The sequence below is a fragment of the Shewanella sp. FJAT-51649 genome, from assembly GCF_019457435.1.
Lineage (GTDB): Bacteria > Pseudomonadota > Gammaproteobacteria > Enterobacterales > Shewanellaceae > Shewanella > Shewanella mangrovisoli.
This window is the reverse complement of the sequence record NZ_CP080411.1, coordinates 864,221-890,527: the sequence shown is the minus strand read 5'-3', so window position 1 is coordinate 890,527 and position 26,307 is coordinate 864,221. Positions and strand designations below refer to the sequence as shown.

Below are 26,307 nucleotides of genomic sequence, written 5' to 3'. Positions count from 1 at the left end.
CGCAAACCTAAGTCGTTAGAAACGATAACTCATGCCAAAGTTTACCCCTTGTAGCTCGAGCTGTTTCATTGGCACATATTGGTATTCAAGGTTTAGCCCAAAGCCCGAGCGAAAACGATATTGCCAACCGACCGCGCCGTAAAAGCCCACATCGTCCGAATCCATCTCTTGCTTATCCATCTCATAACTCACTTGGGTGTAAGCAGCGCCGAGTTTGGCGTACAGACTATTACCACGGGAGAGCGCATATTCGCCGTAGGCGGTAGTTCTAACACCTTGGAAGCGTAAATCTTTTATCTCGCTGAATGTACTAACGAGCGCACTGGCCACACCACCAGAGCCCGTTAAATACCCCGCTTCAACGCCAAAGTTGTCGTTAAGCATATAGCGATAATACAAGTCGCTGGTGAAGGTATCGCCCGCATCATATTTGCCACTCTTAGTTTCAAACTCTTGAGTGCCATAGCCTAAGCTGCCACCTAACACATGGGGAGAATCGCCAGCATTCGCCTTGCCCACGACAGCCCCAGCCAACAGTGCGAACGACAACAGCCAAGTATTAATTGTTAAGTATTTCATATTGTTTAAATTCAGTATCCAGATGTAGGCACATCATAACCTTTGCACCTGTATCGGTACTGAACCCGAGTGCATTGTGGTAACGGGGGGGATTTCTGGTATGCTGTAGCCACTTTTTACTTGCATGAGATCCCCCATGAAAAAGTTATTATTGACGCTGACTTTCCCCCTGCTCTTCGTGGGCTGCGCGAGCCAAAATCCAACTCATATGGCATTTAGCCCACAGGTTCCCGATATTAGCCAACAGACCACCAGACCCGTACAGATCTCATTGGATACCATTGATACCCGTAACGTTGAGTACGTGGCGCGTTTTATCGAAGAAGGCACTAAGACTCGCCTCGTCGGCCCGAGTGAGCCACCTAAATTATTGCTCGATGAAGTTTTCCGTAACGGTTTTACCCAAGCGGGCTACCAGATTGACCCAAGCGCGACCAACTCAGTGCAAGTTCAGTTAGAAGAACTGCAAATGGATGTCACCAAAAAGACCTTCGGTTATGAGGCCAAGCACAGCGTACTAATTGCCGTGCAAGCCCGTAACTCCAGTCAAGAATTGGTCAAACGCTATAAAGCCAAGGGCACCTTAAAAGGTCCGTTAACGCCAGACTTTGCCACTCTTGAGCTGGATATGAACAAGTTACTCGGCCAACTTACAGGGGAAATTTTGAATGACCCTGAGTTAAACCAGTTCCTGCAACAATAATAGTGCTAATTGGTAATTAATAAGGAAATCATAATGTTTCGTTGGATATCTGCACTCTTAGTTCTCTGTGCCAGCTATAGCAGCTGGGCGGCAATCGACATTCAACCCGATACCTTGTATCCCCAAGTCGAGTTTGATACTAGCCTAGGTAAGATTGTGGTCGAACTCGATAGAACCCGCGCACCGATTACCGTCGATAACTTCCTGACCTATGTGGTCAAAGGCGAGTACAACAACACGATTTTCCACCGTATTATCAGTGACTTTGTCGTTCAAGGTGGCGGACTAAACCCACAGTTAGAAGAGTTACCCGCGGGTAAGCCTATCGTTAACGAGTCTGGCAACGGCTTATCCAACAGCATGGGCACTATTGCGATGGCGCGCGACAATGATCCTCATTCGGCTACCCGCCAGTTTTACTTCAACGTGGCGGATAACACTAAGCTGGATCCATCAAAACGTCGTTGGGGTTATGCGGTATTTGGTGAAGTGATTGAGGGCAAACAAGTGCTGGAAGCCATGGCCGTGGTCGAGACCACTACCAATGCGAAACTCAATTGGCCCGATGTGCCCGTGACACCTATCATATTGAAAACAGCTAAATTACTGCCGAAAAAATAATCGAAAAAATAATCGAAAAAATTTGAGCAAAAGCCCTAATCCTCTGTCTATACTCAAAAAGCAACAGAAAGGAGGCAAGGGTGACGATTGAAGAATTTATCGATAATAAAGCGCCCCAGCTTGCTATGTATGGCAAAGCATTTTTGAGTGACGAGCTCGATTTCCATGAAGTCCAGCTCTATCTTTGGGACACACTCGAGGAATGGCAATTACTCATTCCAAGTAATGAAGCGCAAACAGAAACAGAAACCGTGTTTTGGCATTTGCTCCATAGCTTTAACAAGTGGCCAGACTGGATGATCCGTGGCAATCAGTACCTATGTCAGCAGTTACATGCGTGCTGTGACTTCCTTAGTTTGGGAGGCCAAATGCCCTCGGGGTGCATTGGTGTTCGACCTTGAGTAATACACTCGCTAAAGACTCAGCTTGCTGGGTCTTTTTTATTTTCAGTCCTTTCGGACAGAAACCCAGCGAGCATCAAAAGGATACGCATTAATCCTTGAATCCCACCGCATCTTCCCCGTAAGCTAGGCGGATTCGACTCCTCGGCCCATGCTTATGTTCGTAATCGGTTTAAATCGACGCATCTTAGAATTCTTCAGCGTTTACTACCATAAGCGCGTGTTGATACTGCTGTTACTCGGCTTTTCTGCCGGCCTACCATTAATGTTGGTTTTTTCAACCTTGTCTTTTTGGCTACGGGAAGCGGGAGTCGACCGCACTTCTATCGGGTATTTCAGTTGGATAGCCTTGGCTTATGCCTTTAAATGGGCCTGGTCACCCTTAGTGGACAGATTATCTCTGCCCATACTGACGCGCTTTTTAGGCCGGCGACGCAGTTGGATGCTGTTCGCCCAACTGCTGTTGGTCGGCGCCATTTTGGGTATGTCCTTTAGCGACCCACTCCAAGATCTCGAACGCTTGGCCGTATTTGCCCTCATGGTCGCCTTTGCATCCGCCACCCAAGATATTGTGATTGACGCCTTTCGTATCGAATCAGCTCCCGAAAAAATGCAGGCCGCGCTTGCCGCCGCCTATCAGGTGGGCTATCGCAGCGCCATGATTGTGGCGACCGCTGGTGCACTCAGCATCGCCGCTTGGGTTGAGCCCGGCAATACCGAATATAACCTGCTCGCTTGGCAAACTTCCTATTTGGTGATGGCAGGACTGATGTTTGTCGGGGTGTTAACAACGCTTTTTAGCCGCGAGCCACAGGTCGATACCCGCGCCGCCGATGAAACCGAATTAGCGGTAAAACAACGCTTGAGTGAGCGTTATCCCAAGCCGCTTGCGGCGAGCATCTCATGGATTTATACCGCCAGCATACTGCCCTTTATCGACTTTTTTAAACGCTATGGTCGCAGCGCCATTTTGATTCTATTGCTGATTTCCTGCTATCGCATTTCGGATATTGTGATGGGGATTATGGCCAACGTGTTCTACGTGGACATGGGATTTAGCAAAGAAGAAATTGCTTATCTGAGTAAGATCTATGGCCTTATCATGACCTTAGTTGGCGCCGCCTTCGGCGGTATCCTATTAGCCCGCTTCGGCACCATGAAGATTTTATTCCTTGGCGCCCTCTTGGTCGCCGTGACCAATTTGCTGTTTGCTTGGCAGGCGATGATTGGTTACAACGTCCAATTTTTAACCTTTGCGATCTCGGTCGATAACTTTAGTGCTGGTATTGCCACCGCCGCCTTTATCGCTTATCTCTCGAGCCTCACCAGCAGCGGCTACAGTGCAACCCAATATGCGCTACTCTCCTCAATTATGTTGCTCTTCCCTAAGTTTATTGCTGGCTTCTCGGGCGCCTATGTCGATGCCTATGGCTATGTAAACTTCTTTGTCGCCGCCAGTGTGATTGGTTTTCCCGTGTTACTGCTTATTCATTTAGTGAATAGATACGTACCCCATGTCAGCAAGGGCGACGCCGAATCCTAAGCAATAAAAAAGCCCCTCGCCTTTGATAGCGGGGGCTTTTGAACCTCTATCAGCACACCGACTCGAGGTGAATCACATGCTGGCTAGGCTTTGCGATTAATCGCGGAAGTTATTGAACTGGAAAGGCTGACCCAGATCCGCTTGACGCACTAACGCCATCACAGCTTGTAAATCATCGCGGGCTTTACCCGTTACACGCACTGTGTCGCCTTGGATCTGAGATTGCACTTTAATCTTGCTATCTTTGACCATCTTAACGATTTTCTTGGCGATATCCGTCTCGATCCCCTGCTTAAAGCGCACTTTCAGGGAGAAGGTTTTGCCGCTGTGAACCGACTTTTCGTCGACATCCATAGTCGAAGGCTCAACATTACGTTTGCTCAATTGGGTACGCAGAATATCGACCAACTGCTTGCACTGGAAATCATCTTCTGCGGTGAGAGTCACCACATGATCTTTATATTCGATGCTGGCCTCTTTACCACGAAAATCGAATCGGCTGCTGAGTTCACGGCGGGAGTTTTCAACCGCGTTACGTAATTCAACCTCATCCACTTCAGACACAATATCAAATGAAGGCATAGTTGCCGCCCCTTAGGTGATTGTAAATGCCCATAGTTTACCGACTCCCTCCCCCAAGTTGAAGGTTAACTTTACCCAAGCAAGATAAAACTCGGGTTATGGATGACTTTGGCGACACATTTTCCTATTATGGCGTCACACTAAGATAATCAAATTGTATTTGTGATAACTAAAAACACCCTATTCAAATTGGCTTTAGCCGTAGCCTTTGTCGTGATCAGTTATCTGGTGTTTTCCAGACCAACCTATTCGCAAAGTATCCCCAATATCGATAAGGTAGGCCATCTTGGGAGCTTCTTCTGCCTCTCTTATCTGACCTTTCTCGCCTTTCGCCCTAAGTGGTATTGGCTCTCACTGATACTCGCCGCCTACGCGATTTTGATTGAGCTAGTGCAATCGCGTTTACCCTACCGCAGTGCCTCTGTGGGTGACGTGTTAGCGGACTTTGCCGGTATCGCTTTGTTTTACTTCTGTCTTTGGGCCTATCGAAAATATTTTAGCGCCGCCCAACTCAAGGAAGAATAATGTTCGGCCAAGGTGCGTCATCGACTGTAGAGTCTCAAGTCACCGATATCGCGATTTTAGGTGCTGGCGCTGTGGGACAATTGATTTGTCATCAACTGCATTCGGTAGGATTAGCCGTAGGCTTGATAGCGCGTGAGGCCTCTGCATCCACCACTGAGACGTATTGGCAAGAGCTCGTGTTTTGCCCTCTGTCATCAACGGATGCTGATACCGACTCAGTGTCATACCGAGTGCCTACATTTAATCTAAACAGCACAAGTTTGCAGCAGATCAGGCTGCTAATTGTGTGCGTCAAGGCTTATCAAGTCATTGATGCCATTAGCCCTTTACTCGGCAAACTCTCGCTTCAGTGTCATATCCTTTTACTGCATAATGGCATGGGCCCACACTTGGCACTGGCACCTCAATTACAGGGTCGAGGCTTAAGCCTAGGTACTACCTCCCAAGGCGTGCTGCGCCAGTCCCGCTGGCAAGTCAAACAAACTGGCCAAGGCTTGACCCAGTTTGGTCACTTTACCGGTCCCGCATTACCACAAGCACTGCGTGATGGGCTGCTCAACGCTATCCCCAACAGTGAATGGGTTGAGGCAATTATTCCGAGTCTTTGGCAAAAGCTTGCGGTAAACGCCGCGATTAATCCCCTGACTGCCCTGCATCAATGCCCCAATGGCACCTTGGCTCAGGCGCAATTTACCCAGACCATCGCCAGTATCTTAGATGAGCTGGTCGAGGTGGCCGCCCAGGATGGCATAGCGCTGGATAGACAAATGCTTGAAGAGCGTGTGTACCGGGTGATTGAACTCACGGCCGCGAACTTCTCGTCGATGCACCAAGATGTAGCACACCATAGGCCAACCGAGATTGAACAAATTAGTGGTTATATTTGTGACCGCGCCAGCGCGCACGGTTTAAGTGCAGCCACCAATGCCCAAATGTGCCAAGCGATTAAACAGCTGTCGGCGATAACACCACAAGCTTAATCAATTCATTTAATTGATTTTAAATGGATTTAGCCATAATCAACCGAACTAAATCAAACTCGGTGATATTCCAGCATCGTTAAATGCGCTCGAATTGGCATTTTGATACTAAATGCACCATCACAGCGCACCAAATCGGGGCGTAATCACCTGTTTTTGCACTGTTTTGCGGCAAAAACGCTGTCTATTTGAGTGCGCCACATTGTTAACATAATGATAATAAAAACATTATTGTTATGGCCTGATTCCTGCTTTGTTCACCTAACTTACGTCTGAAGTTCGTTGGAGAATAAAGTTGAAACTCATCACCGCTATTATTAAACCCTTTAAAATTGATGATGTACGTGAAGCGCTGACGCAACTTGGTATCCAAGGTATGACAGTGACCGAAGTACGCGGCTTTGGTCGCCAGAAGGGACATACAGAGCTGTATCGCGGCGCCGAATATGCGGTCGACTTTCTCCCCAAAATGAAGCTTGAAATCGCCATCCATTCCGAGCAAGAAGATGCGGTCATCGAAGCGATTGTTGCCGCCGCTCACACGGGTAAAGTCGGTGACGGCAAGATATTCGTCACCCCACTCGAACAAGTGATCCGCGTGCGCACCTCGGAAGAAGGGAGTGATGCGATATGAGCCAACAGACAGCCGCACTTAACGCTAAGCTCGAGCGCAGCACGAATACGCCAAACGCCCGTTATTCAAAATTGGGTTATCAGGCATTATTGACTCTGCTCGCCAGCGGCTTTGCGGGCACAGCTTTGGCCGATGAGGCACAGCTCAGCGGCGCCAACACCGCATGGATTTTAAGCTCATCGGCCCTCGTCTTATTGATGACACTTCCAGGGCTGGCGCTGTTTTACGGCGGTCTGGTGCGCAGTAAAAACGTGCTATCGATTTTAATGCAGTGTTTTTCTATCGCTGCTATCGCCTCTGTGCTGTGGTTTGTGGTGGGTTACTCCATCGCCTTCGATACCGGCAACGGTTTTATCGGTGGGCTGAGCAAAGCTTTTCTCGCCAGCATTGGTCGCGACAGTGTCAGCGGGGATATTCCTGAACCTCTGTTTATGCTATTCCAAATGACCTTCGCCATTATCACGCCAGCGCTGATCATCGGTGGCTTTGCCGAGCGAATGAAGTTCTCCGCCGTACTGATGTTTTCAAGCGCTTGGTTGCTGTTAGTCTATGCACCCATCACCCACTGGGTGTGGGGCGGCGGCTGGTTAGCCGAACTTGGACTATATGACTTTGCTGGCGGCACAGTAGTACACATTACCGCTGGGGTGGCGGCACTGGTGGCGGCAAAAGTGTTAGGGCCGCGTAAGGGATTTTTAAACTCGGCCATTATGCCCCATAACTTGACCATGACAGTAACAGGCGCGGGCATGCTGTGGGTGGGCTGGTTTGGCTTTAATGGCGGCAGCGCCTTAGGCGCCAATGGCACTGCGGCAATGGCGATACTCGCGACCCATTTAGCCGCGTCGATGGGCGCCATTACTTGGGCGGGTATCGAGTGGTATAAATTTGGTAAGGCCAGTGCACTCGGTATCGTCACTGGTATGGTGGCAGGCCTTGGCACTATCACGCCCGCATCAGGCTATGTTGGCCCTGCTGGCGCGTTAGTCATCGGTTTTCTTGGCGGTGTGGTTTGCTTCTTTTCAACTGTCTACATTAAACAAAAACTCAAGATTGACGACTCGCTCGATGTGTTCCCAGTACACGGTGTCGGCGGTATTCTCGGTACTTTGCTGGCAGGAGTGTTTAGTTCGACTCAGCTTGGGATCTTCAGCGGTTATGGTTTTGCCAGTGTTAACCCCACTATGCTCGACCAACTCGGGGCGCAGGCCATTGGGGTTATTGCCACCTTGAGTTACACCGCTGTGGTGTCTTGGTTGTTGTTTATGGTCATTGGTAAAATCCTCGGCGGACTTCGTGTCAGCACAGAGCAGGAAGTGAATGGCCTCGATCTTTCCGAACATGAAGAAACAGGCTACAGCCTCTAATACTCGCCTCGCAAAACTGACCGTCAAGGGCATGTCTGCCCTGACGGTTATTAACTAGTTATGCTCCTTAAGCCACAGTTCCAGTTCATTTAATTTCATCGGCTTAGCGTATAAATAGCCCTGCAAAAAATGCACATCTCGACTGATTAAATAGTCCGCCTGCTCTTGAGTCTCCACCCCTTCTGCCACGGCCACATAATTCATCTTATGGCAGAGTTCGATGATGGTATCCAGCACATGGGAGGTCACCGAATCTTGGCCTATGGTATCGATAAAGCATTTATCGATTTTAAGATAATCCAGCGTAAAGGTTTGCAGCAGCGACAAGGTTGTCTGCCCAGTGCCGAAATCATCAATCGCCACCAGAATGCCCAGCTCACGCAGCGCCGCGATTCGCTCACACATATCCACCGTTAATAGTTGCCGCTCGGTGATTTCGATTAACGGCTGCACGCCAATTTCGGCAAACGCATCCCTAAGGTAACGAAACTTAGCCTCGATATCGCTTTGGATAAAATGCTCGGGCGCCACGTTAAAGCCAATCCTAAAATCTGTGGTTAACTGCAATTGGCTAAAATCCGCCAAGGCGCGCTCAAAAATATAATTGGTCAAAGGAACTATTAATTGGCTTTCTTCGGCTATGGGAATAAACAAATCGGGTCGTACTAAGCCCATTTGCGGATGCTGCCAGCGCACCAATGCCTCGACACCTTTGGCCTTACCGTCTTCACTGCTTACAACGGGTTGGTATACCAAGAAAAACTCTTGGTTCTCGATACCACTTTTTATGTCATCGGCTAGCGAGTGACGCCCATTACGCTTCCACAACAGTAGGCTAGATAAAACGAACAAGGTGAAAATCAGTGGTAATAACAGGCCAAAGGCAATCCAATAAAAGTGCCAAAACAGCGCCTTAGAGATCTCCAGCAAGATAACGAAATCTTGGTGGACCTCAAATTTATCCCCAGCAAACACAGTAATCACTTCGTTACCGCTAAACTGTGGCGCCGCTGGCAAGGTCGCACCATGCAAACCTAAGACAACGGTTTTGACCGCGCGGGGAAATACATCGGGTTGAATAAAGCTATCAATCAGATATTGACCTTCGAATATCACAACCGCGCCGTATTGCGTTTGTTCATTCTTAAAGGTGGTGATAATGGCTGGCACGCCCGGTCGCGCTGGCGTTTCCGGCACTATATGTTGCGAACCATCTTTGAGTCTATCGACGGGCAATAGAGTATTCAGGGGTAAATTGAGGTTCCCGGTTGTCGAGGAACAGTAAAATGACTTGTCATTGAAGAGTAACACGCCCCGAAAATAAGGCCGAAAACGCATGTATTCAGTTAACTTGCCACAATCCTCTTCGGTTAGGTTCATGGCATATTCACCTATCTGATCCGACAGCTTTAAGATGGCCTCTAAACGCTCTAGGTTGAACTCGCCAATCTCAGTCGCCTTGTTATGTGCCAGATAAGCCGCGATAAAATAGCTAAAAACAAAAGCGAATACGACGGGTAACAGCAGTAAGAACAACCACTTTTTTAAAAGTAATTCGAAGAGAGAGGCAAAGTTACGCATCGACGCTTGGATAAGATTTGAACGGTTTGGCATAGTAACAAATCCCTTTCGAGTAAATTGTTAATTTTTGCATCAAGAATATTTAGCATAGATAAGGAGAGTGAGATATAAACTATAGGGCATTTCTGTGAGCTATGTTTTTGATAATTAAAAATATAAGCCTTTATGACTAATCTCATTAATAGCAAACACGGTCAATAATGAGCCTTACTCCCACATCACGAGTATTGCCGCGAGCGCGATCAAGACGAGGCCAAGCAGCTCTTTTATTTTTACTTTTTCCTTAAGCCAGAATGCCGAAATCAACATCATAAAGAAGATTTCCACTTGGCCTAGGGTTTTCACATAGGGCACGGCCTGTAAAGACATGGCACTAAACCAACCAATGGAGCCAAAACAGCTGGCGGTACTCGTCAGTATGGTTAACCTAGGACGTTGGATTAAGGCACTAAGAGTGGCTTTATCCTTCCAGACTAAATAACCGACTAACACTAAGGTTTGTAGACAGATCACGCATAACAACACCCAAGCGGCGCTATGGGGAAAGCCGACATTTAACCTTAGGCTTGCTTCCCTCACCCATAAAGAGGTCAGTGCAAAGGCGCTGCCGCTAGCAATGCCAAGGAGCACAGTACTTAGGGATAACTGCCTAAGCCCTTGCTTCGCACTCAATAAAAACACGGCAACGCCACCTAAAATCACCCCAATCCAACCAAGTAACGATAAATGGGTGCCAAAAAAGAAGGTGCCTAATATCGCGGCGACAATGGCCTCACTCTTGGCAAGCCCGGCACCTATGGCAAAATTTTGTTGTTGAAACAACTTAACCATTAAGCCAGTCGCGAGGATCTGCATCATGGATGCACCGACAATAAAGCCGATAAATTCCGCCGTAAAATGCGGTAATCCCACATTGTTCCAAAGATATAACAGCCCAAGATACAAGGCCGCAATCGGGCCAGCCCAAATAAACCGCGCCAAGGTGACACCCGCCACCTTAACCTCTTTACTCAGTTGGCTCTGAAAGGCATTGCGCCACGCCTGCATAAATGCGGCTAATAAGGTAAAGAAAATCCACATCCGAGCCATCCTGTTACTGCCAGACTGCACTCTGACATGGGTTATGCGCTAAATTGGAGCCAACATCATAAACACAAGGTTTTGATATCGCTATGGAGAAAATTTCACCCAATAAAAAACCCCGAACGATTCGGGGCTTTTTAGTTAATAAGGTTCAGCCAAGCTTACTTACTGGTATCTATCGGGTCGAAGGATTTCACCAAATCATCAATCGCCTTCATCTGCTTCAGGTAGTTTTCTAACTGGTGCAGTGGTAAGGCACATGGACCATCACACTTAGCGTTATCTGGATCTGGGTGAGCCTCAATAAACAGACCCGCTAAGCCTAACGCCATGCCACTACGAGCTAATTCAGTCGCTTGAGCACGACGCCCGCCCGCCGAATCGGCACGACCACCAGGACGTTGCAATGCGTGGGTGGCATCGAAAATCACTGGGTAACCGGATTGCTTCATCTCATCCATGCCCAGCATATCAACGACTAGGTTGTTGTAACCGAAGCATGAACCGCGTTCACACAGGATAATCTCATCGTTACCGGCTTCGTTAAACTTAGTGATGATATGGCGCATTTCGTGGGGCGCTAAAAACTGTGGCTTTTTCACGTTGATGATAGCGCCCGTTTTCGCCATGGCGACAACGAGGTCAGTTTGCCGCGCTAAGAAAGCAGGGAGCTGAATAATATCAACCACTTCTGCGACAGGCGCACATTGGTAAGGCTCATGCACGTCGGTGATTAATGGCAGATTGAAAGTCTTTTTGATTTCTTCAAAAATCTTTAAGCCTTCTTCCATGCCAGGACCACGGTAAGAGTTAACAGAAGAGCGGTTAGCCTTGTCGAACGACGCCTTAAAAACATAGGGAATACCCAGTTTTTGCGTCACTTCGGCATAGGTTTCAGCAATCGACATAGCGAGATCGCGAGACTCAAGCACGTTCATGCCACCAAACAACACGAAAGGTTTATCGTTAGCGATCTCGATTGAACCTAGGTTTATGATTTTATTACTCATCGCAACTTCTCTCTAAAATGCTGGAACCTTACCAGCGCTGAACAGGAGCTAAGGCAACTATACCGCGACGGCCTGCAGTAACTGACCGCAGAGCCACGCCATATAAGTGCCTAGCGCATAACCAAATACGGCTAACAATACCCCTACAGGGGCTAAAGCTGGGTGGAACGCCGCTGCCACAACTGGCGCCGATGCCGCCCCACCTACGTTTGCCTGACTGCCCACGGCCATATAAAACAATGGAGCCTTAATTAATTTAGCAATCAATAACATAAATCCAGCGTGCACTATCATCCAAATAATGCCCACTAAAAAATATAGCGGTGTATCAAGCACCTTGCTTACATCCATATGTAAACCAATGGTCGCCACCAAAATATACAAGAACGCCGACGCCACCTTAGAAGCCCCCGCCGCCTCTAAATGGCGCATAGGGCTAAAGGACATGGCTAAACCTATGGTGGTCACAATCACCACTAACCAGAAGAACTTAGAGGTTAAGCTGTAATCCTCTGTCCAAGGATAGTTGGCCTCAAAATAAGGGCCGAGGAAATCGGCGGCAATATGGGCCACGCCCGTTATGCCAAAACCGACGGCCACAATCAGCATCAAATCACGCAGGCTTGGAATACGCGCATTTTCAGCGTGATACTGTTCAACCTTGTTCTTTAAGGTCTCAATTGCTGAGGTATCCGCACCTGTTTTGGCATCGATTTCTTTAGCTTTTGACGCCATAAACAACAATACCGCCATCCAAATATTGGCCACAATCACATCGACTGTCACCATCACGGAGAAGATATTGCCGCCCACTTCATAAATTTCCTTCATCGCGGCTTGGTTCGCACCGCCACCAATCCAGCTCCCTGCGAGGGTTGTCATGCCGCGCCACACCGCATCAGGACTATCGACACCAATTAATGAGGGCTCGATAAAGGACACCACGAGCAGCGCAATCGGCCCGCCAATCACAATACCAACTGTCCCAGTTAAAAACATGATCACCGCCTTAGGCCCAAGTCCTAAGATGGCTTTTAAATCCACACTTAAAATCAATAACACCAAACAGGCGGGCAATAGGTAGCGCGAGGCAACATAGTAAAGCTGTGATATACCACCATCGATCACCCCAAAGGTATTCAACAACGATGGCAAGAAATAGCAGAGTAATAACGCTGGGATAAAACGGTAAAACTTTTGCCAAAATGGATGACTACTACTGCTGGTATAAAACACAAATCCCAGAATAGTTGCCAATATTCCCAGCGCCACCGCGTCATTGGTGACTAATGCCGTGCTTGCCATGTGTATTCTCCCTGTTTGGTACAGTTGTTATTGTATTTATGCTAAAAACTGCCGTTTGCAGTTAGTGGGCAAACTTCCCATTCGCCCCATTTATTGTTGTTTTTTAGAAAAACAAGGAGAGCCTGTTAGGCTCTCCTTTAAGATTTAGTGATAGATTTCAGCGTGTTCGCTGAGCTCTTTGAGCTGCATTTTGACGATTTCGATAACAGGATCATGCGGGCTGTTATCGACAAAGTGTTGCAGATCGGCCGCCGCGACATTGATACAACCCAGTTGCTGGGCGATAAAAGCGCGCTCCCGATTTAAGTGCACATCATCTGGGTGCCACTGTAGCAGCAAGTTGCAACATTCCATCGCCGCCTCAAATTGATGCGACACGATACACCCTGCCTTAAGCTCATGCAGCATGCGCGAAATCAGCTTCTTCACCGACGCCGCCTTTAAGTAGCTTGGCTTAAGCTCGGCCGCGTTACCCAGTTCACCGCGCACTAACACATGGAGCTGGTGTTTCGTCAGCTCTTTGCCCGTCAGCGGATCGTGATAACGCACAACGCCAGCAATGTTACTGCGAAGCACGGTATTCCCCGGTAAGAGTAAGGCTTCGAGCTCTAAATCGAGCTGCTTGGCCAGTAGCATCAATACCGTCGCCAGTGTGGTGCTATTGCCCTGTTTAGTGATAAGACAAGTGCCTAAATCCGCCGCTTCGGTACTGAAGTAATTGTCGCGGACACAAAAACCCAAGTCCTGATAAAACCAATGCAGCAACGCATTTAAGCGTTGCTGTTGATCCACCAGGTAATGACTTAATACGGCTCCCGCCAATTCAAACCAAGCCCATTTCGCCGCTTCGAGGTTTGAAAATCCAAGGTGAGCACCTACATCCAATGCCGACTCGGGCAAAGAAATGCCATCTTGCAGATTGTATTTACCCATTAACCCAATAATACCGCTTGTTTAAAATGCGCCAATTTGGCCGCGTAAACTAACCAGCCTAATGCACCTAAAAAGGCAAAAACTTTGAACAATTTGTTTCTGTTCGCTTTTATCGCAATCACACCCAAGGCAATATACGCGAGCACGGCGCCAATCTTTTCGGTCAACCAAGGGTCCACAAAGGGATATTGCTTGATCATAAAGCACAGGGTTAAGCCCGACAGCAGTAAAAAAGTGTCGATAACATGGGGCGCGATTTTGAATACTTTCTTGCCCATCAGTGCTGACTGACGTAAGTGCAACACAAAACGAACGACAAAAAACAGCACACTCACGGCAATTAAGGTTAAATGCAGGTGCTTAACAGCAGGATAAAGACTGTAAAAAGTTTCCATTGTGATACTTATGGCCAGTGACAAAGGCGCTAGTTTACCCTAATCATAACGCCAGACCAATGCCTAACGCGCGAGATTCGCAGACGAAACCCCGTCCCTCAGTTTGTAGGAAACCACAATGAATTTAATGATAATTGACGATGAGTCCGCCGAATTTGCCGATGCGGTAAAGCAAAAAATCGTCGAATTTAATCAACTGCACTGGCAAACGCTAAAGCGTCAAAACCTAGGATTAAAATTACAGGATGAGGACGGTAACTTGCTCGCGGGCTTAAGCGGTAAAACCTTTGGTAATTGGCTATTAATTGATTACCTTTGGGTCGATGCCGCATTGCGCCAGCAAAACATCGGCTCACGTTTATTGCTCGAAGCCGAAAGCAAGGCCAAACAACGCGGCTGCCAATTTGTCCTGCTCGATACCTTAGATTTTCAAGCCAAACCTTTCTATGAGCGCCACGGATATCGCGTGCAGTGGGTACAACAAGCCTACCCAGAAACCGGTAGTAAATTCTTTATGGTCAAAGTGCTATAGCTTGAGCCTAAGCTTAGAGCTGATTTTAAAGATATTGAGTCGAATACTTGTCAAAGCTAACCATTTCAACAGATACACAAATAAAAACGCCATTGATAAATAACCAATGGCGTTGTTTTGCGCTTTGCGGGATTGGATTAAATTCCAATTAATCCCATCCACTTACCCATAGTGCATCTGTCGTTACTGCCAAAATCCCGCACGGTCGCGACATTCTGATAACCCAGCTCGGTCAGTTTTTCTCTGAGCTTTACTGCCTGCTCAAAACCATGTTCGAGTAGAATATAACCGTTAGGCTTCAAATAATCCCGAGCGGTTTTGGCGATATAGTAGAGATCGGCAAAGCCCTCATCGGCGGCGGTGAGCGCACTTTGCGGCTCGAAGCGCACATCCCCTTGATGTAAATGCTCATCGGCCTCATCGATGTAAGGCGGATTTGAGACAATTAAATCAAAGTCGTGGGCCTTGATCGCGCTAAACCAGTCACTTTGGAGGATCTCTACCTGCTCGAGCTTAAGGTTAGTCCGGTTTGCCTTGGCCAATGCCACCGCATCTTCCACCTTATCGACGGCGGTGATTTGCCAAGTCGCTCGCTCAGAAGCCAGCGCCAGCGCAATCGCACCAGTTCCAGTTCCTAAATCCAGCACCTTAGCATTGCTCTCAAGGGGCAAGTTTAAGGCGGTTTCGACCAGGATTTCGGTATCAGGACGAGGGATTAACGTAGTGTCATTCACGATAAAAGGCAACGACCAAAACTCACGCTCACCCACAATATGTGCCACAGGTACGCCCTGCTGGCGACGTTGCACCATTTGCTGGAAACGTTTCCACTGCTCCACCGTCAAGGCTTTTTCGGGCCAAGTGTAGAGAAATGCACGGTTTTTATTGAGGCAATACAGCAGGAAAACCTCTGCATCCAGATGGGCGGATTCAGAGGTAGGCGCTAACTGAACATAGGCCCATTGCAGGGCCTCGGCGATACTCGATTGATCAGCCAAAATTACCCCTGCTCATCAGCCAGAGCGGCTAATAGGTCGGCCTGATGCTCTTGCATCAGCGGTCCTAAAATCGCATCCAAGTCGCCTTCCATCACTTCGTTTAAGCGATATAAGGTTAAGTTGATACGGTGTTCACTCACGCGGCCCTGCGGGAAGTTATAGGTACGCACACGTTCGGAGCGGTCACCACTGGCTACCAGACTACGGCGAGTCGACTCTTCGGCGCTGCGGCGCTTTTCATCTTCAACGGCTTGGATACGCGCTGCTAACACGCTCATCGCTTGCGCGCGGTTTTTATGCTGTGAACGTTGGTCCTGACATTCCACCACAATCCCGGTTGGAATGTGAGTAATACGAATGGCAGAATCGGTTTTGTTAACGTGCTGACCACCCGCACCCGATGAACGGAAGGTATCGACCTTCAGATCGGCTGGGTTGATTGAAATCGCTTCCGCTTCAGGCACTTCGTGCATGACTACCACAGTGACAGCAGAGGTGTGTACACGGCCTTGGGATTCAGTTTCAGGCACACGTTGAACACGGTGACCACCGGATTCAAACTTGAGTTTACCGTAGGCACCTTCACCACTGACTTTAACGATGATTTCTTTAAAACCGCCATGCTCACCTTCGTTCGAGCTCATGATCTCGAGCTGCCAACGGTTGGCTTCGGCATAACGGCTATACATACGGAACAGATCACCCGCGAAGATTGCGGCTTCGTCGCCGCCCGCACCGGCACGAATTTCGATAAAGGCGTTGGTGTCGTCGTTAGGATCTTTTGGTAATAACAGAATTTGCAACTCGGCTTCGAGACGCTCGAGTTCGGCTTTAGCCGCCTTGATTTCTTCCTGCGCCATTTCGCGCATTTCAGCGTCATCTTCTTCCAGCATTTCCTTGGCAGACTCAAGATCCGCCTGTGCTTGCTGGTAGGCTTTAAAGCCTGCAACCACTTCTTCTAACTGAGAATATTCTTTGGATAACGCGCGAAAACGCTCCTGTTCGGCGATAACGGACGCATCACCAAGCAAGGCTAAGACTTCTTCATTGCGCTCGAGCAAGCCTTCCAGCTTGCGGATAACGGATTCCTTCATTTAACTCGCTAACCTTAGTTTTTATCTAATCCGAGCGCTGTTCTTAACTGACCTAAGGTATTCAAATCACCCTGACGACTCGCCACTGTGAGGGCTTGGGTTGGTGCGTGAATGAGTCTATTCGTCAGGCGATTGGCTAGTTCAATCAATACCTGCTCAGTGTCGCCCCCCTGCGCTAATTTATTCAGGGCGCGTTCCACTAACTCATCCTTTATCGCCATGCTTTGGCTGCGATACTCGCGAATACTGTCGACCGACTCTAAAGAACGTACCCAATCCATAAACAGGTAGGATTGTTCTTCAGTAATTAATTCAGCTTGCTCGGCGGCCTCCTTACGGGAAGCCTTATTCTGTTCAATAATGCTATGCAGGTCGTCCACTGTATACAGAAACGCATCGTCCAAATCGGCGACTTCCGGCTCAATATCCCGGGGAACTGCTATATCAACCAATAACATAGGTTGATGGCGACGCTGCTTTAGCGCTTTTTCTACCATGCCTTTACCAAGGATTGGTAGCGGGCTGGCGGTAGAGGATATCACGATATCGGCTTTAGGGAGAAAATCTGGTATCTGTGCCAGCGTAATTGCCGTGGCATTAAACTCTTCACACATGCTTTGGGCACGTTCGAGCGTACGGTTTGCCACCACCATAGAAGCAACGCCGTTATCCTTAAGATGTTTAGCCACCAGCTCAATGGTTTCACCGGCGCCAATTAACAGCACCTTAGTGGTCGACAGCGAAGAGAAGATATGTTTTGCCATGCTCACGGCGGCAAAGGCCACCGAGACAGCCGCAGCACCGATTTCGGTTTCGGTACGCACTTTTTTCGCCACGGAGAAGGTATTTTGGAACAAGCGGTCGATGGTCAGCGCAACGGTACCCGCTTCTTTGGCTTTGACAAAAGCCTGCTTAACCTGCCCAAGAATTTGCGGCTCACCTAAAATCAGCGAGTCGAGACCGGAGGCCACGCGCATTAAATGCCTTACCGCCGCTTGACCGTGGTAATTGTAGAGGCACGGCGCTACATCTTGATGATCTAGGCCGTGATATTCTTCAAGCCATTCAATGATGTCGGCCTCATCGCCATTGTTACAATACAATTCAGTGCGATTACAGGTCGAGACGATAACGGCTTCACCCGAGCGTGTACGACTGGCCAGACTCTTCATGGCATCATGAATTTTGTCCGGAGAGAAGGCAACTTTCTCACGCAGGTCTACCGTGGCTGTTTTATGGTTAATACCGATTGCTACAAGGCTCATCTGACTCTTTTCTAGATTCTTGGCGTCTCTCTTAATAAGGGCATTCTACTGAATTGGCCCAACTAAAAACAGAATACGCTTAACAAAACCGAATAAAGGTCTAACTTCTTACCTAAATTTTCTATCAATGATAGACAAATGCAGATTATCGCGACCGAAGTTATCCCAAGTGACCGCCAATGGAAATTTTACGATTGGCATTGGTATTCTTTACAAGCCCTCGTATCATAAGGACTTTGGTATATCAGTTATAGATGAATAATTTGAAGCGCTTCACAAAATCCATTTTCTCTTGTATCGCCTTGAGCGGCCTATTGTTTTTGGGCGGCTGTGAAACCCTGCCGCCAACAACAGATCTCAGCCCTATCACGGTCGATAATGCCGCCCAAGCCAAGGCGTGGGAATTACAGGGGAAACTCGCTATCCGCACGCCACAGGATAAGCTCAGTGCCAATCTCTATTGGCGCCACAGTGAGGAGCGAGACGAACTCACCCTTACCACTATGCTCGGCACCACAGTGTTGACCTTGGATGTTACGCCTAACTCGGCTCACCTGCATGTCGATGGCAAAGATTTTCGTGATAGCAACGCCCAAGCATTACTCGAGCGAGTCAGCGGCTGGTCCATCCCGATTAACGACTTACCTCTTTGGATCACCGGCCAAGTCGGCGCTTTAGACCGTGTGCTTGCCGTCGATAGCAATGGCAAAACCAAACAAATTCAAAACTCGCAAACCTTGCCGCCTTGGGTCGTCACATTTTTGAGTTGGCAGCCCCAAAGCGGTGCCGAGGTGCCCTATCAGTTAAAGCTTGAACGTGGTGATTTACAGCTCAAGCTGCAACTCAATCAATGGCAAGCCTTAGGTAAACCCTCAATACTGCTCGGAGAAAAACCTTAGCATGTCGAATGAGATTTCACGCAACTGGCCCGCGCCCGCCAAATTAAATCTGTTTCTGCATATCAACGGCCGCCGCGCCGACGGTTACCATGAGTTGCAAACCCTGTTTCAATTTATCGATTGTTGCGATCAACTCGATTTTAGGGTGACACAGACGCCAGAGCTGATATTGCACTCGAACATGTCGGCCGTTGTCGCCGATAGCGATAACTTAATTCTGCGAGCCGCAAAATCATTACAGCAAGCGACAGGTTATCCTGGCGGCGCCGAAATCTGGCTCGAAAAACGTTTACCCATGGGCGGTGGTTTAGGTGGCGGTTCCTCCGATGCAGCCACCACACTCGTGGCCTTAAATCAGTTGTGGAACACCCAATTATCTAACGATGAATTAGCGACGATTGGTTTAAAACTCGGTGCCGATATCCCTGTTTTTATTCGCGGTTTCGCAGCATTTGCCGAAGGTGTTGGCGAACGTTTACAGGCGGTGACGCCCACTGAATTTTGGTATTTAGTCATCGCGCCCGATGCCCATGTTTCCACCGCTGCGGTGTTCCAAGATCCTTTGCTACCCCGCAATACACCTAAGCTTGGCATCGACACCTTAATGAGCCAACCTTGGGCAAATGATTGCCAAGATCTGGTCGTTTCCAAATACCCTCAAGTTGCCAAGGCCTTAGGCTGGCTGCTAGAATATGCGCCGTCGAGAATGACCGGAACGGGCGCATGCGTGTTTGGGGAGTTTTCTTCGCAGCAGCAAGCTCTCGCAGCCTTGGCGAAATTACCGTCTGATATGCAAGGATTTGTTGCAAAAGGGATGAATATTTCGCCGCTCATAGTGCGACTCACTCATCCATAAACTACTTTCTTCTAGAGCAACTTTTTACGATAGCCCACGGGTTCCGCTCCCGTCCCCGCATCGTCGTTGCTCTAGCCACTAAAATATAAAGCAAACGCCTGAGGTTCATACAGTGCCCGACATCAAGCTCTTTGCTGGGAACGCCACCCCCAGTCTCGCTAAGAAGATAGCCGATCGTCTATTTTGTAAACTCGGAGACGCAGTGGTTGGTCGTTTCAGCGATGGTGAAATCAGTGTCCAAATTAACGAAAATGTACGTGGTGCCGATGTGTTTATCATCCAATCCACCTGCGCCCCAACTAACGATAACCTAATGGAACTTATCGTTATGGTTGACGCGCTACGCCGTGCATCTGCCGGTCGTATCACTGCCGTTATTCCTTACTTTGGTTATGCTCGTCAAGACCGTCGCGTACGTAGCGCACGTGTACCTATTACTGCGAAAGTCGTTGCTGACTTCCTGTCAAGCGTCGGTGTTGACCGCGTTCTGACCTGTGATTTACACGCAGAGCAAATTCAAGGCTTCTTCGACGTACCAGTAGACAACGTGTTCGGTAGCCCAGTGCTGCTCGAAGATATGCTGGCGAAGAAATTAGATAACCCAGTCGTTGTTTCTCCAGATATTGGTGGTGTTGTTCGCGCTCGTGCAGTGGCAAAACTATTAGATGATTCGGATCTGGCCATTATCGACAAGCGTCGTCCACAGGCAAACGTTGCGCAAGTGATGCACATCATTGGTGACGTTCAAGGCCGTGACTGCATTATCGTTGACGATATGATCGACACAGGCGGCACTCTGTGTAAAGCGGCTGAAGCCTTAAAAGAACACGGTGCAAACCGCGTATTTGCTTACGCGACTCACCCAGTATTCTCTGGCAAAGCGGCTGAAAATATCGAAAACTCAGTGATCGATGAAGTTATCGTGACCGATACTGTACCTTTAAGCCCTGAAATGCTTAAAGTGGCTAAAGTGACTCAACTGACTATGTCGGCCGTATTGGCAGAAGCCATTCGCCGCGTCAGCAACGAAGAGTCTATCTCTGCAATGTTCAGCCACTAATCGCGGCGCTTTGCATAAAAAACGCACCTTAGGGTGCGTTTTTTGTTGGTGGGTTTTATCACGGTTTTCATTGAGAGCCATTCGCGTGAATAATAGCTGAGCATCCGAAGGCAAACCTCAGCACTTAACTTCGACATAAAAAACGCACCCTAAGGTGCGTTTCTGACAGACAAAAGTGCGACTAGATCTTAAAGTGGCTCACCGCACTGACCAGATATTCGGCGCGGGATTTAAGTTCATCCGAGGCCGACGCATTGGCATCGGCAGCCCGAGAAGAATCCTCTGCAATATCACGGATAACGACCACGTTCTTATTCACTTCGGCGGCAACCATGCTCTGCTCTTCAATCGCTGCGGCAATCTGAGTGCTCATATCCATAATATTATGCACATCGGTATTGATAAGCTTCAGCAATTCTCCCGCAGCTGCGGCCTGCTCGGCACTCTCGGCGCCTTGCTTTTGGCTTGCATCCATTAATTGCACTATGGCGCGGGTTCGACTTTGCAGGGTTTGAATAATATTGGCAATCTCCTGAGTTGATGTCTGAGTTCGCATCGCCAGACTACGTACTTCGTCGGCAACCACGGCAAAACCACGGCCTTGTTCACCCGCGCGGGCCGCTTCAATCGCCGCATTGAGTGCCAGTAAGTTGGTTTGCTCCGCAATACCGCGGATCACATCGAGCACGCTACCAATGGTTTCACTATCACGCTCGAGCTCATCCACCACAGAGGCGCTGCTATTGATCTGTTCAGATAATTGTCTGATCTTGAGGATGGTTTGCTCCACCTCAGTTTGCCCTAATTGAGCGTTATCATGGGTTTTACCCGCTTTGAGGGCCGCAAGCTCGGTCGTTTTAGCAATTTCATCAATGGTCGCGCCCATTTCGGTAATCGCCGTCGCCACCATATCGGTTTCATTAAGCTGCTGAGCAACGCCTTCAGAGGCAAGCATTGCATTCTCTGACACACTCTTACAGGACGTGTTAATCGTGGCGACAGAGTCAATAACCTGTTCGATAAGCTGCTGGAAGCTCCCCACCATGCTGTTGAAATGCTGCGCGATTTCACCCAGCTCATCCTGAGTCGAGCCATCGCATCTGAGGGTTAAATCCTTGCTGACCTCGATACGTGAAATCACCTGCGTGATACGCTCAACTGGAGTGATAATGCTGCGGATAATAAGGTAGGTGATCACAGCAAGGATCAAGGCAATAATCACGAAGACCAAAATCCCGATATTCACACTGCTGCTTGCAGTATCATCGATGGCCTTTAACGCTAGGTTATGCAGCTCGTCGGCACTGGCCTCGGTCAACTTATTCGCGGCGATCAATTTCGCCATAGTGCCATCTTTTTCACTAAGCCCCAGTTGCTGCTCTTTATTGACTAAGCTCTTAAAATCCTTTTGGTATTGCTCAATTAGGGCCGCAATTTTATTTTGAGTATCAAAATCTAAGCTGGATGCGCGCAGACTTGTGTTGAACTGAGCAATATTCGAGTCGAAGGTCTCGACATAGCTCATCTCGCGGCGCAGCATAAAGTCTTTTTCGTTGCGTCTTAGCTGCAACATCGCGACTTCGAGGGATAACTGGTCATATTCCTTCAGCATGGACTCGACATTATGCACCGCCGTTCTTAAGGTACCGTAGAGACCCGTTTTAGGCGTTAAACCAATTTCTTGCTGAAGTTGTACCACTTCATTGAAGGCAACTTGGTACTGATTGAGGTTACGGTCAAAACTTTCGAGTGGCGCAGTGGAAACCTTGTATTTTTTAAAAATACTCTCAAGATTCGGGACTAACTCATCAATCTTGGCATGTACCTCACCATGCAGTTGAACATACTGCATATCTTTACGACCAAAAAAATCCTTTTCATTTTTACGCAGTAAAAGTACATCTCGCTCCAATTCGAGAACGCTTTGTGCTGCGTGGGAGAGTTCCGACTCAACCGAATTTGAATGAAGCTGCAATCCAAACATGGCAATCAAGGCCGTAACGGATACAGCGGCACTGAGTAACAACTTTGAGCGGATTAACATAAAAAGCCCCTAATAAATAACTTCTCTTAAAAAGATAGCTGGGAGTTAGGCCTTTAACAGCAAAATATCCCTGATATACAAAGTTTATCTTCTATTTATTTTGCATCGGTCGTTCAATGCTCCTGTTTTGATACTCACCTCTGACAGTCACCCCACGGTCATGCTTAATGTCAGTGATAATCCATAATATGATTTTAGCTTTCTACTCAGCATACCATTTGGTATAAAATTAATAACTTCATAAACTTAGCGCTAAAAGTTTTTGCTAATGTTACTACAACAAGGATGTGAGTTACGCAATATCTAACAATAAACCGAATATTTTTTTATAGGATACAAACCTTTTGCGCTTTTCAAAGCGTCCAATCAGTAACCATTCACCTTGATGACAGGAAAATACAGTGACGGCAGGGAGACTCCCACTCAACAATGCGATGTCAGAACTTGACCTCATCACCTTGGCTAGCCAAGGGAATAGAGCCGCATTCAAGCAGCTGTATTTACACCATCATCCAAGGGTATATGCCCTGTCACTGCGGTTATCAGGCCAAGCCTCGCAGGCGGAAGAGATCACTCAGGAGTGCTTTATTCTGGTCTGGCAGAAATTGCCGCAGTTTAGGGGAGAGAGCCAATTTTCCACTTGGTTACACAGTATCTGTGTGAATCAGGCGCTGAGCTTTATCCGTAAGCAAAAGTCGTTTTGGGCGCGTTTTATCCCAATGGAGAGTGACGATGAACATTCAAGCGCAGATGAGCATTATCAAGGGTTAGACAAATTGATCCTCAGACTGCCAGAGCGGGCGCGTATCGTGTTTGTGCTCTGCGCCATTGAAGGCTATCAACATGAAGAAATTGCACAATTACTTGGTATTGCCGTGGGAACCAGTAAGACCCAGTACCACAGAGCCAAGCAATTACTACAGGAGATGCTGTAATGTCCTTATCTAACGATCCCCGCGAGGCCAAACTCCAGCAATTGATTGATAATGCCCCCAAAGCCTTAACCCCCGAACGGGATCTTTGGCAAGGCATCGAAAAACGTATGGATAAGCCATTGGCGTCGCAAACAGCTGTTCGCCAAGCGCCGCGACTACAAGGCGCGCAATGGGCGATTGCTGCAACTGTGATTCTGGCGGTGTTCTTCGGGTTCTACACTCAAGCGCCAGTAAAAAAGTCACTCCCTGAACAAATCGCTAGCCAACCGGCGGATGATGAGCAAGCGCTGCACACTCTGCTAAGCCAAATTGCCCAGACACATGAAGCCCAAGTGACGAGCCTCGAACAAACCCCAACGGTTGTCGCGTGGCAAACCAGTCGCTTTAGCGCGCCGCTAGAGCAAGGCTTAGCAGAATTACGCCGCGCAGGCGAACAGATCTATCAAGCATTACAGGCTAATCCAACCGACAAACAACTTTGGCAACTCTGGCTTTGGGTGCAACAACGTGAACTCGATTTGCTACAGCAAGGCCAAAAACTTCCAATTCAAAACTCAACACAAGGAAATAGCATATGAGCCATTTTACCCTCACGAAAACCAGTCTCTTAGTATCAACGCTTTATCTTGGCCTTATGGGCAGTGTATTTGCCGCTGAAAGTGTGGATAAACAGTTACCGATAAGTAGCGATACTCTGCTGCAAATCAAAGTCCAACGGGGCGAAGTGCAAATTCAAAGCTGGGATAAAAATGAAGTCAGCGTGACGGGTACTCTCGATGAGCTGAGCGAAGGCTTTGTCTTCGAGCAGAAAGGTAACAACCTAAATATCGAAGATAAAATGCCACGTCACTATAACGGCAGTGACAACAACGGCTCAAAACTCACCATTAAAGTGCCTAAATCCGTCAAGCTGAACGCCGATACGATTTCAGCCAATCTGCAAATCAGCCAGACTCAAGGTGAGCTCGAGCTGAATACCGTTAGCGGTAATATCACCGCCGAAGCACTGGATGGCACACAGACATTGCACACTGTGTCTGGCGATATCACCACTAAGGAATTAGCGGGTAAAGTGATGTTAGATACAGTCTCAGGTGAGATTAAAGACACCCAGAGCAAAGGCGAAATCAAATACCGTTTAGTGAGCGGCGATCTCAACAGCCAAACCTTAGCCGATAAAGTGAAAGTCGAGCAGGTTTCAGGGGAAGTCAAAGCCGACTTTAACAGCGCCAAAGAAGTTAATGTCCGCACCGTAAGCGGCGACACTCAAGTCTCACTGGCGAAAAGTTTCGATAAAGCCAATCTTGAGAGCGTCAGTGGCGATATTATTGTGACATTTTCGGATACACCCGATGCTAATTTCGAGCTCAATGGCGGCCCAGGTGGCAAAATCAAAAATGGCTTAAGCCAAGATGTGCCACAAAGACAAAAATACGTGCCGAATGAATCCTTAAGCTTCCAAACAGGTTCTGGTAGCGCCAGTGTGAAGATGGATACCATTAGCGGTAATCTGATCCTGAAAAAACAATAGTTTTATCAGAAAACACGAATCAGCAATAAAAATGCCGCTCATCAGGAGCGGCATTTTTTTAGCCAAACGGTGTTAAATCGAGGCGATTTCTTCGCTCGTCAGATAACGCCATTCACCGAGGGCAAGTTCTGTGTCTAATTCAATTTTGCCAATGCTTTCACGGTGTAAGCCAACCACATGATTACCTACGGCGGCAAACATCCGCTTCACTTGGTGATACTTGCCTTCGGTAATGGTTAAACGCACCAGCTGCGGCTCGATGATTTCAAGCACTGCGGGTTTTGTCAGGCCGTCTTCGTTTCTCAGCTCCACTCCAGCGGCAAAGACGCCAATCAGACTCTCATCCACAGGCTCGGCTAACGTCACTAAGTAACGCTTGCCACAGTCTTTTTTCGGCGAGGTGATCCGATGCGACCATTGACCATCGCTCGTGATCAACACTAGGCCAGTAGTATCGGCATCTAAACGCCCGGCAATATGTAAGGTTTCGGGCTTTTCAATATCCAGCAGGCTCAATACCGAAGGGTAGACTTCATCTATGGTCGAGCAAATCGTATCCACGGGCTTATTAAGCATCAGGTAACGCTCACCAACGAGGGAGATAGGCTCACCTTCGAGGCATACTTGCATCCCCTCGAGCACTTTAAAACCAGCATCTTTAATCACAACCCCATCACAGGTGATGTCACCACGGTGCAGGGCTTTTTTCGCTAAAGAACGGGTAAGCGAGGTACTTTCACAGATAAATTTGTCTAAACGCACGGGACGACTCAACTTCAATAAATGAAAACCGCCGTATTATGAGGCCCAACGAACGAAAGGGCAAAGCCTAGCCAATCAAATTGCCCAAA

At 48.2% G+C, this 26,307-nt stretch carries 28 protein-coding genes; 15 read left to right on the top strand and 13 right to left on the bottom strand.

The window, feature by feature from the left end; genetic code table 11:
* Positions 1-15: 15 nt before the first annotated feature.
* Positions 16-579, bottom strand: coding sequence for a porin family protein (locus K0H59_RS03975; protein WP_220054724.1), 564 nt, complete (start codon positions 577-579; stop codon positions 16-18).
* Between the two features lie 136 nt (positions 580-715).
* Between K0H59_RS03975 and K0H59_RS03970 the strand changes: the two genes are divergently transcribed.
* The 4 genes from K0H59_RS03970 (at position 716) to K0H59_RS03955 (ending at position 3,847) form a co-directional block, all read left to right on the top strand.
* Positions 716-1,282, top strand: coding sequence for a YajG family lipoprotein (locus K0H59_RS03970; RefSeq protein ID WP_041412552.1), 567 nt, complete (start codon positions 716-718; stop codon positions 1,280-1,282).
* Positions 1,283-1,315: 33 nt separating this feature from the next.
* Positions 1,316-1,903 (top strand): peptidylprolyl isomerase, encoded by a 588-nt coding sequence (locus K0H59_RS03965; protein WP_011625277.1) that lies wholly within the window; start codon positions 1,316-1,318, stop codon positions 1,901-1,903.
* Positions 1,904-1,983: 80 nt separating this feature from the next.
* Positions 1,984-2,304, top strand: coding sequence for a hypothetical protein (locus K0H59_RS03960; RefSeq protein ID WP_220054723.1), 321 nt, complete (start codon positions 1,984-1,986; stop codon positions 2,302-2,304).
* Between the two features lie 151 nt (positions 2,305-2,455).
* Positions 2,456-3,847 (top strand): AmpG family muropeptide MFS transporter, encoded by a 1,392-nt coding sequence (locus K0H59_RS03955; RefSeq protein ID WP_220054722.1) that lies wholly within the window; start codon positions 2,456-2,458, stop codon positions 3,845-3,847.
* A gap of 96 nt (positions 3,848-3,943) precedes the next feature.
* On the opposite strand, the gene K0H59_RS03950 is transcribed toward K0H59_RS03955, so the two are convergent.
* Complete coding sequence (locus K0H59_RS03950) at positions 3,944-4,429, bottom strand: YajQ family cyclic di-GMP-binding protein (protein WP_011715934.1); 486 nt, start codon at positions 4,427-4,429, stop codon at positions 3,944-3,946.
* Between the two features lie 162 nt (positions 4,430-4,591).
* Between K0H59_RS03950 and K0H59_RS03945 the strand changes: the two genes are divergently transcribed.
* From K0H59_RS03945 to K0H59_RS03930, 4 genes are all read left to right on the top strand, one after another.
* Positions 4,592-4,954 (top strand): VanZ family protein, encoded by a 363-nt coding sequence (locus K0H59_RS03945; protein WP_220054721.1) that lies wholly within the window; start codon positions 4,592-4,594, stop codon positions 4,952-4,954.
* On the top strand, positions 4,954-5,934 hold the full coding sequence (locus tag K0H59_RS03940; RefSeq protein ID WP_220054720.1) for a ketopantoate reductase family protein: 981 nt from the start codon (positions 4,954-4,956) through the stop codon (positions 5,932-5,934). The genes K0H59_RS03945 and K0H59_RS03940 overlap by 1 nt, the downstream gene beginning before the upstream one ends.
* A gap of 295 nt (positions 5,935-6,229) precedes the next feature.
* Entirely contained in the window at positions 6,230-6,568 is a 339-nt protein-coding gene (locus K0H59_RS03935) for a P-II family nitrogen regulator (RefSeq protein ID WP_011625272.1), read from the top strand.
* Positions 6,565-7,935, top strand: coding sequence for an ammonium transporter (locus tag K0H59_RS03930; RefSeq protein ID WP_258405889.1), 1,371 nt, complete (start codon positions 6,565-6,567; stop codon positions 7,933-7,935). The genes K0H59_RS03935 and K0H59_RS03930 overlap by 4 nt, the downstream gene beginning before the upstream one ends.
* 54 nt (positions 7,936-7,989) lie before the next feature.
* Here K0H59_RS03930 and K0H59_RS03925 read toward each other — a convergent pair whose 3' ends face one another.
* The 6 genes from K0H59_RS03925 to K0H59_RS03900 all read right to left on the bottom strand — a co-directional run bounded on the left by K0H59_RS03925 (position 7,990) and on the right by K0H59_RS03900 (position 14,242).
* Positions 7,990-9,549 (bottom strand): EAL domain-containing protein, encoded by a 1,560-nt coding sequence (locus K0H59_RS03925; RefSeq protein ID WP_220054719.1) that lies wholly within the window; start codon positions 9,547-9,549, stop codon positions 7,990-7,992.
* A 174-nt stretch (positions 9,550-9,723) separates the two neighbouring features.
* On the bottom strand, positions 9,724-10,596 hold the full coding sequence (locus K0H59_RS03920) for a DMT family transporter (RefSeq protein WP_220054718.1): 873 nt from the start codon (positions 10,594-10,596) through the stop codon (positions 9,724-9,726).
* A 164-nt stretch (positions 10,597-10,760) separates the two neighbouring features.
* Entirely contained in the window at positions 10,761-11,609 is an 849-nt protein-coding gene (kdsA, locus tag K0H59_RS03915; protein WP_011623905.1) for a 3-deoxy-8-phosphooctulonate synthase, read from the bottom strand.
* Positions 11,610-11,666: 57 nt separating this feature from the next.
* Positions 11,667-12,914 (bottom strand): DUF819 domain-containing protein, encoded by a 1,248-nt coding sequence (locus K0H59_RS03910; RefSeq protein WP_220054717.1) that lies wholly within the window; start codon positions 12,912-12,914, stop codon positions 11,667-11,669.
* Positions 12,915-13,058: 144 nt separating this feature from the next.
* Positions 13,059-13,847: a tetratricopeptide repeat protein gene (locus tag K0H59_RS03905; RefSeq protein WP_220054716.1), complete on the bottom strand. Its 789-nt coding sequence runs from the start codon at positions 13,845-13,847 to the stop codon at positions 13,059-13,061.
* Positions 13,847-14,242: a SirB2 family protein gene (locus tag K0H59_RS03900; RefSeq protein ID WP_011623908.1), complete on the bottom strand. Its 396-nt coding sequence runs from the start codon at positions 14,240-14,242 to the stop codon at positions 13,847-13,849. Before K0H59_RS03900 ends, K0H59_RS03905 begins: the two co-directional genes overlap by 1 nt.
* Positions 14,243-14,360: 118 nt before the next feature.
* Here K0H59_RS03900 and K0H59_RS03895 point away from each other — a divergent pair, with 118 nt between their 5' ends.
* A complete protein-coding gene (locus K0H59_RS03895; protein WP_011715927.1) occupies positions 14,361-14,774 on the top strand; it encodes a GNAT family N-acetyltransferase in 414 nt (137 codons plus the stop codon).
* A 137-nt stretch (positions 14,775-14,911) separates the two neighbouring features.
* Here the strand turns inward: K0H59_RS03895 and prmC are convergent, their stop codons facing one another.
* The 3 genes from prmC to hemA are packed head-to-tail and all read right to left on the bottom strand — an operon-like array spanning position 14,912 to position 18,131.
* Positions 14,912-15,772: a peptide chain release factor N(5)-glutamine methyltransferase gene (gene prmC / locus K0H59_RS03890; protein ID WP_011715926.1), complete on the bottom strand. Its 861-nt coding sequence runs from the start codon at positions 15,770-15,772 to the stop codon at positions 14,912-14,914.
* A 2-nt stretch (positions 15,773-15,774) separates the two neighbouring features.
* Complete coding sequence (gene prfA, locus K0H59_RS03885) at positions 15,775-16,866, bottom strand: peptide chain release factor 1 (RefSeq protein ID WP_220054715.1); 1,092 nt, start codon at positions 16,864-16,866, stop codon at positions 15,775-15,777.
* 14 nt (positions 16,867-16,880) lie between these two features.
* Positions 16,881-18,131, bottom strand: coding sequence for a glutamyl-tRNA reductase (gene hemA, locus K0H59_RS03880; protein WP_011715924.1), 1,251 nt, complete (start codon positions 18,129-18,131; stop codon positions 16,881-16,883).
* A gap of 254 nt (positions 18,132-18,385) precedes the next feature.
* On the opposite strand from hemA, the gene lolB reads away from it, so the two are divergent.
* From lolB to K0H59_RS03865, 3 genes are all read left to right on the top strand, one after another.
* Positions 18,386-19,030: a lipoprotein insertase outer membrane protein LolB gene (lolB, locus tag K0H59_RS03875; protein WP_088211045.1), complete on the top strand. Its 645-nt coding sequence runs from the start codon at positions 18,386-18,388 to the stop codon at positions 19,028-19,030.
* A 1-nt stretch (position 19,031) separates the two neighbouring features.
* Positions 19,032-19,886, top strand: a complete 855-nt coding sequence (ispE, locus tag K0H59_RS03870) for a 4-(cytidine 5'-diphospho)-2-C-methyl-D-erythritol kinase (RefSeq protein ID WP_088211046.1) — start codon at positions 19,032-19,034, stop codon at positions 19,884-19,886.
* A gap of 112 nt (positions 19,887-19,998) precedes the next feature.
* Positions 19,999-20,946 carry a ribose-phosphate pyrophosphokinase gene (locus tag K0H59_RS03865; protein ID WP_011623915.1) on the top strand — a complete coding sequence of 316 codons (948 nt, stop codon included), beginning with the start codon at positions 19,999-20,001 and terminating at the stop codon, positions 20,944-20,946.
* Between the two features lie 181 nt (positions 20,947-21,127).
* Here K0H59_RS03865 and K0H59_RS03860 read toward each other — a convergent pair whose 3' ends face one another.
* Positions 21,128-22,990, bottom strand: coding sequence for a methyl-accepting chemotaxis protein (locus tag K0H59_RS03860; RefSeq protein ID WP_220054714.1), 1,863 nt, complete (start codon positions 22,988-22,990; stop codon positions 21,128-21,130).
* Between the two features lie 401 nt (positions 22,991-23,391).
* Between K0H59_RS03860 and K0H59_RS03855 the strand changes: the two genes are divergently transcribed.
* From K0H59_RS03855 to K0H59_RS03845, 3 genes are read left to right on the top strand one after another with little or no spacing between them, the layout of a single operon-like run.
* A complete protein-coding gene (locus K0H59_RS03855; protein ID WP_011715920.1) occupies positions 23,392-23,925 on the top strand; it encodes an RNA polymerase sigma factor in 534 nt (177 codons plus the stop codon).
* On the top strand, positions 23,925-24,503 hold the full coding sequence (locus tag K0H59_RS03850) for an anti-sigma factor (RefSeq protein ID WP_220054713.1): 579 nt from the start codon (positions 23,925-23,927) through the stop codon (positions 24,501-24,503). The genes K0H59_RS03855 and K0H59_RS03850 overlap by 1 nt, the downstream gene beginning before the upstream one ends.
* On the top strand, positions 24,500-25,456 hold the full coding sequence (locus tag K0H59_RS03845; RefSeq protein WP_220054712.1) for a DUF4097 family beta strand repeat-containing protein: 957 nt from the start codon (positions 24,500-24,502) through the stop codon (positions 25,454-25,456). The genes K0H59_RS03850 and K0H59_RS03845 overlap by 4 nt, the downstream gene beginning before the upstream one ends.
* Before the next feature lie 72 nt (positions 25,457-25,528).
* Here K0H59_RS03845 and rsuA read toward each other — a convergent pair whose 3' ends face one another.
* Positions 25,529-26,236, bottom strand: a complete 708-nt coding sequence (gene rsuA, locus K0H59_RS03840) for a 16S rRNA pseudouridine(516) synthase RsuA (protein WP_220054711.1) — start codon at positions 26,234-26,236, stop codon at positions 25,529-25,531.
* Positions 26,237-26,307 lie beyond the last annotated feature (71 nt).

Excerpts from the sequence above, each read along its gene's own strand:
- K0H59_RS03975 (WP_220054724.1), bottom strand. The coding sequence starts at position 579 with ATGAAATACTTAACAATTAATACTTGGCTGTTGTCGTTCGCACTGTTG.
- K0H59_RS03970 (WP_041412552.1), top strand. The coding sequence starts at position 716 with ATGAAAAAGTTATTATTGACGCTGACTTTCCCCCTGCTCTTCGTGGGC.
- K0H59_RS03965 (WP_011625277.1), top strand. The coding sequence starts at position 1,316 with ATGTTTCGTTGGATATCTGCACTCTTAGTTCTCTGTGCCAGCTATAGC.
- K0H59_RS03955 (WP_220054722.1), top strand. The coding sequence starts at position 2,456 with ATGCTTATGTTCGTAATCGGTTTAAATCGACGCATCTTAGAATTCTTC.
- K0H59_RS03950 (WP_011715934.1), bottom strand. The coding sequence starts at position 4,429 with ATGCCTTCATTTGATATTGTGTCTGAAGTGGATGAGGTTGAATTACGT.
- K0H59_RS03940 (WP_220054720.1), top strand. The coding sequence starts at position 4,954 with ATGTTCGGCCAAGGTGCGTCATCGACTGTAGAGTCTCAAGTCACCGAT.
- K0H59_RS03930 (WP_258405889.1), top strand. The coding sequence starts at position 6,565 with ATGAGCCAACAGACAGCCGCACTTAACGCTAAGCTCGAGCGCAGCACG.
- K0H59_RS03925 (WP_220054719.1), bottom strand. The coding sequence starts at position 9,549 with ATGCCAAACCGTTCAAATCTTATCCAAGCGTCGATGCGTAACTTTGCC.
- K0H59_RS03920 (WP_220054718.1), bottom strand. The coding sequence starts at position 10,596 with ATGTGGATTTTCTTTACCTTATTAGCCGCATTTATGCAGGCGTGGCGC.
- kdsA (WP_011623905.1), bottom strand. The coding sequence starts at position 11,609 with ATGAGTAATAAAATCATAAACCTAGGTTCAATCGAGATCGCTAACGAT.
- K0H59_RS03910 (WP_220054717.1), bottom strand. The coding sequence starts at position 12,914 with ATGGCAAGCACGGCATTAGTCACCAATGACGCGGTGGCGCTGGGAATA.
- K0H59_RS03905 (WP_220054716.1), bottom strand. The coding sequence starts at position 13,847 with ATGGGTAAATACAATCTGCAAGATGGCATTTCTTTGCCCGAGTCGGCA.
- K0H59_RS03900 (WP_011623908.1), bottom strand. The coding sequence starts at position 14,242 with ATGGAAACTTTTTACAGTCTTTATCCTGCTGTTAAGCACCTGCATTTA.
- K0H59_RS03895 (WP_011715927.1), top strand. The coding sequence starts at position 14,361 with ATGAATTTAATGATAATTGACGATGAGTCCGCCGAATTTGCCGATGCG.
- prfA (WP_220054715.1), bottom strand. The coding sequence starts at position 16,866 with ATGAAGGAATCCGTTATCCGCAAGCTGGAAGGCTTGCTCGAGCGCAAT.
- hemA (WP_011715924.1), bottom strand. The coding sequence starts at position 18,131 with ATGAGCCTTGTAGCAATCGGTATTAACCATAAAACAGCCACGGTAGAC.
- lolB (WP_088211045.1), top strand. The coding sequence starts at position 18,386 with ATGAATAATTTGAAGCGCTTCACAAAATCCATTTTCTCTTGTATCGCC.
- ispE (WP_088211046.1), top strand. The coding sequence starts at position 19,032 with ATGTCGAATGAGATTTCACGCAACTGGCCCGCGCCCGCCAAATTAAAT.
- K0H59_RS03860 (WP_220054714.1), bottom strand. The coding sequence starts at position 22,990 with ATGTTAATCCGCTCAAAGTTGTTACTCAGTGCCGCTGTATCCGTTACG.
- K0H59_RS03850 (WP_220054713.1), top strand. The coding sequence starts at position 23,925 with ATGTCCTTATCTAACGATCCCCGCGAGGCCAAACTCCAGCAATTGATT.
- K0H59_RS03845 (WP_220054712.1), top strand. The coding sequence starts at position 24,500 with ATGAGCCATTTTACCCTCACGAAAACCAGTCTCTTAGTATCAACGCTT.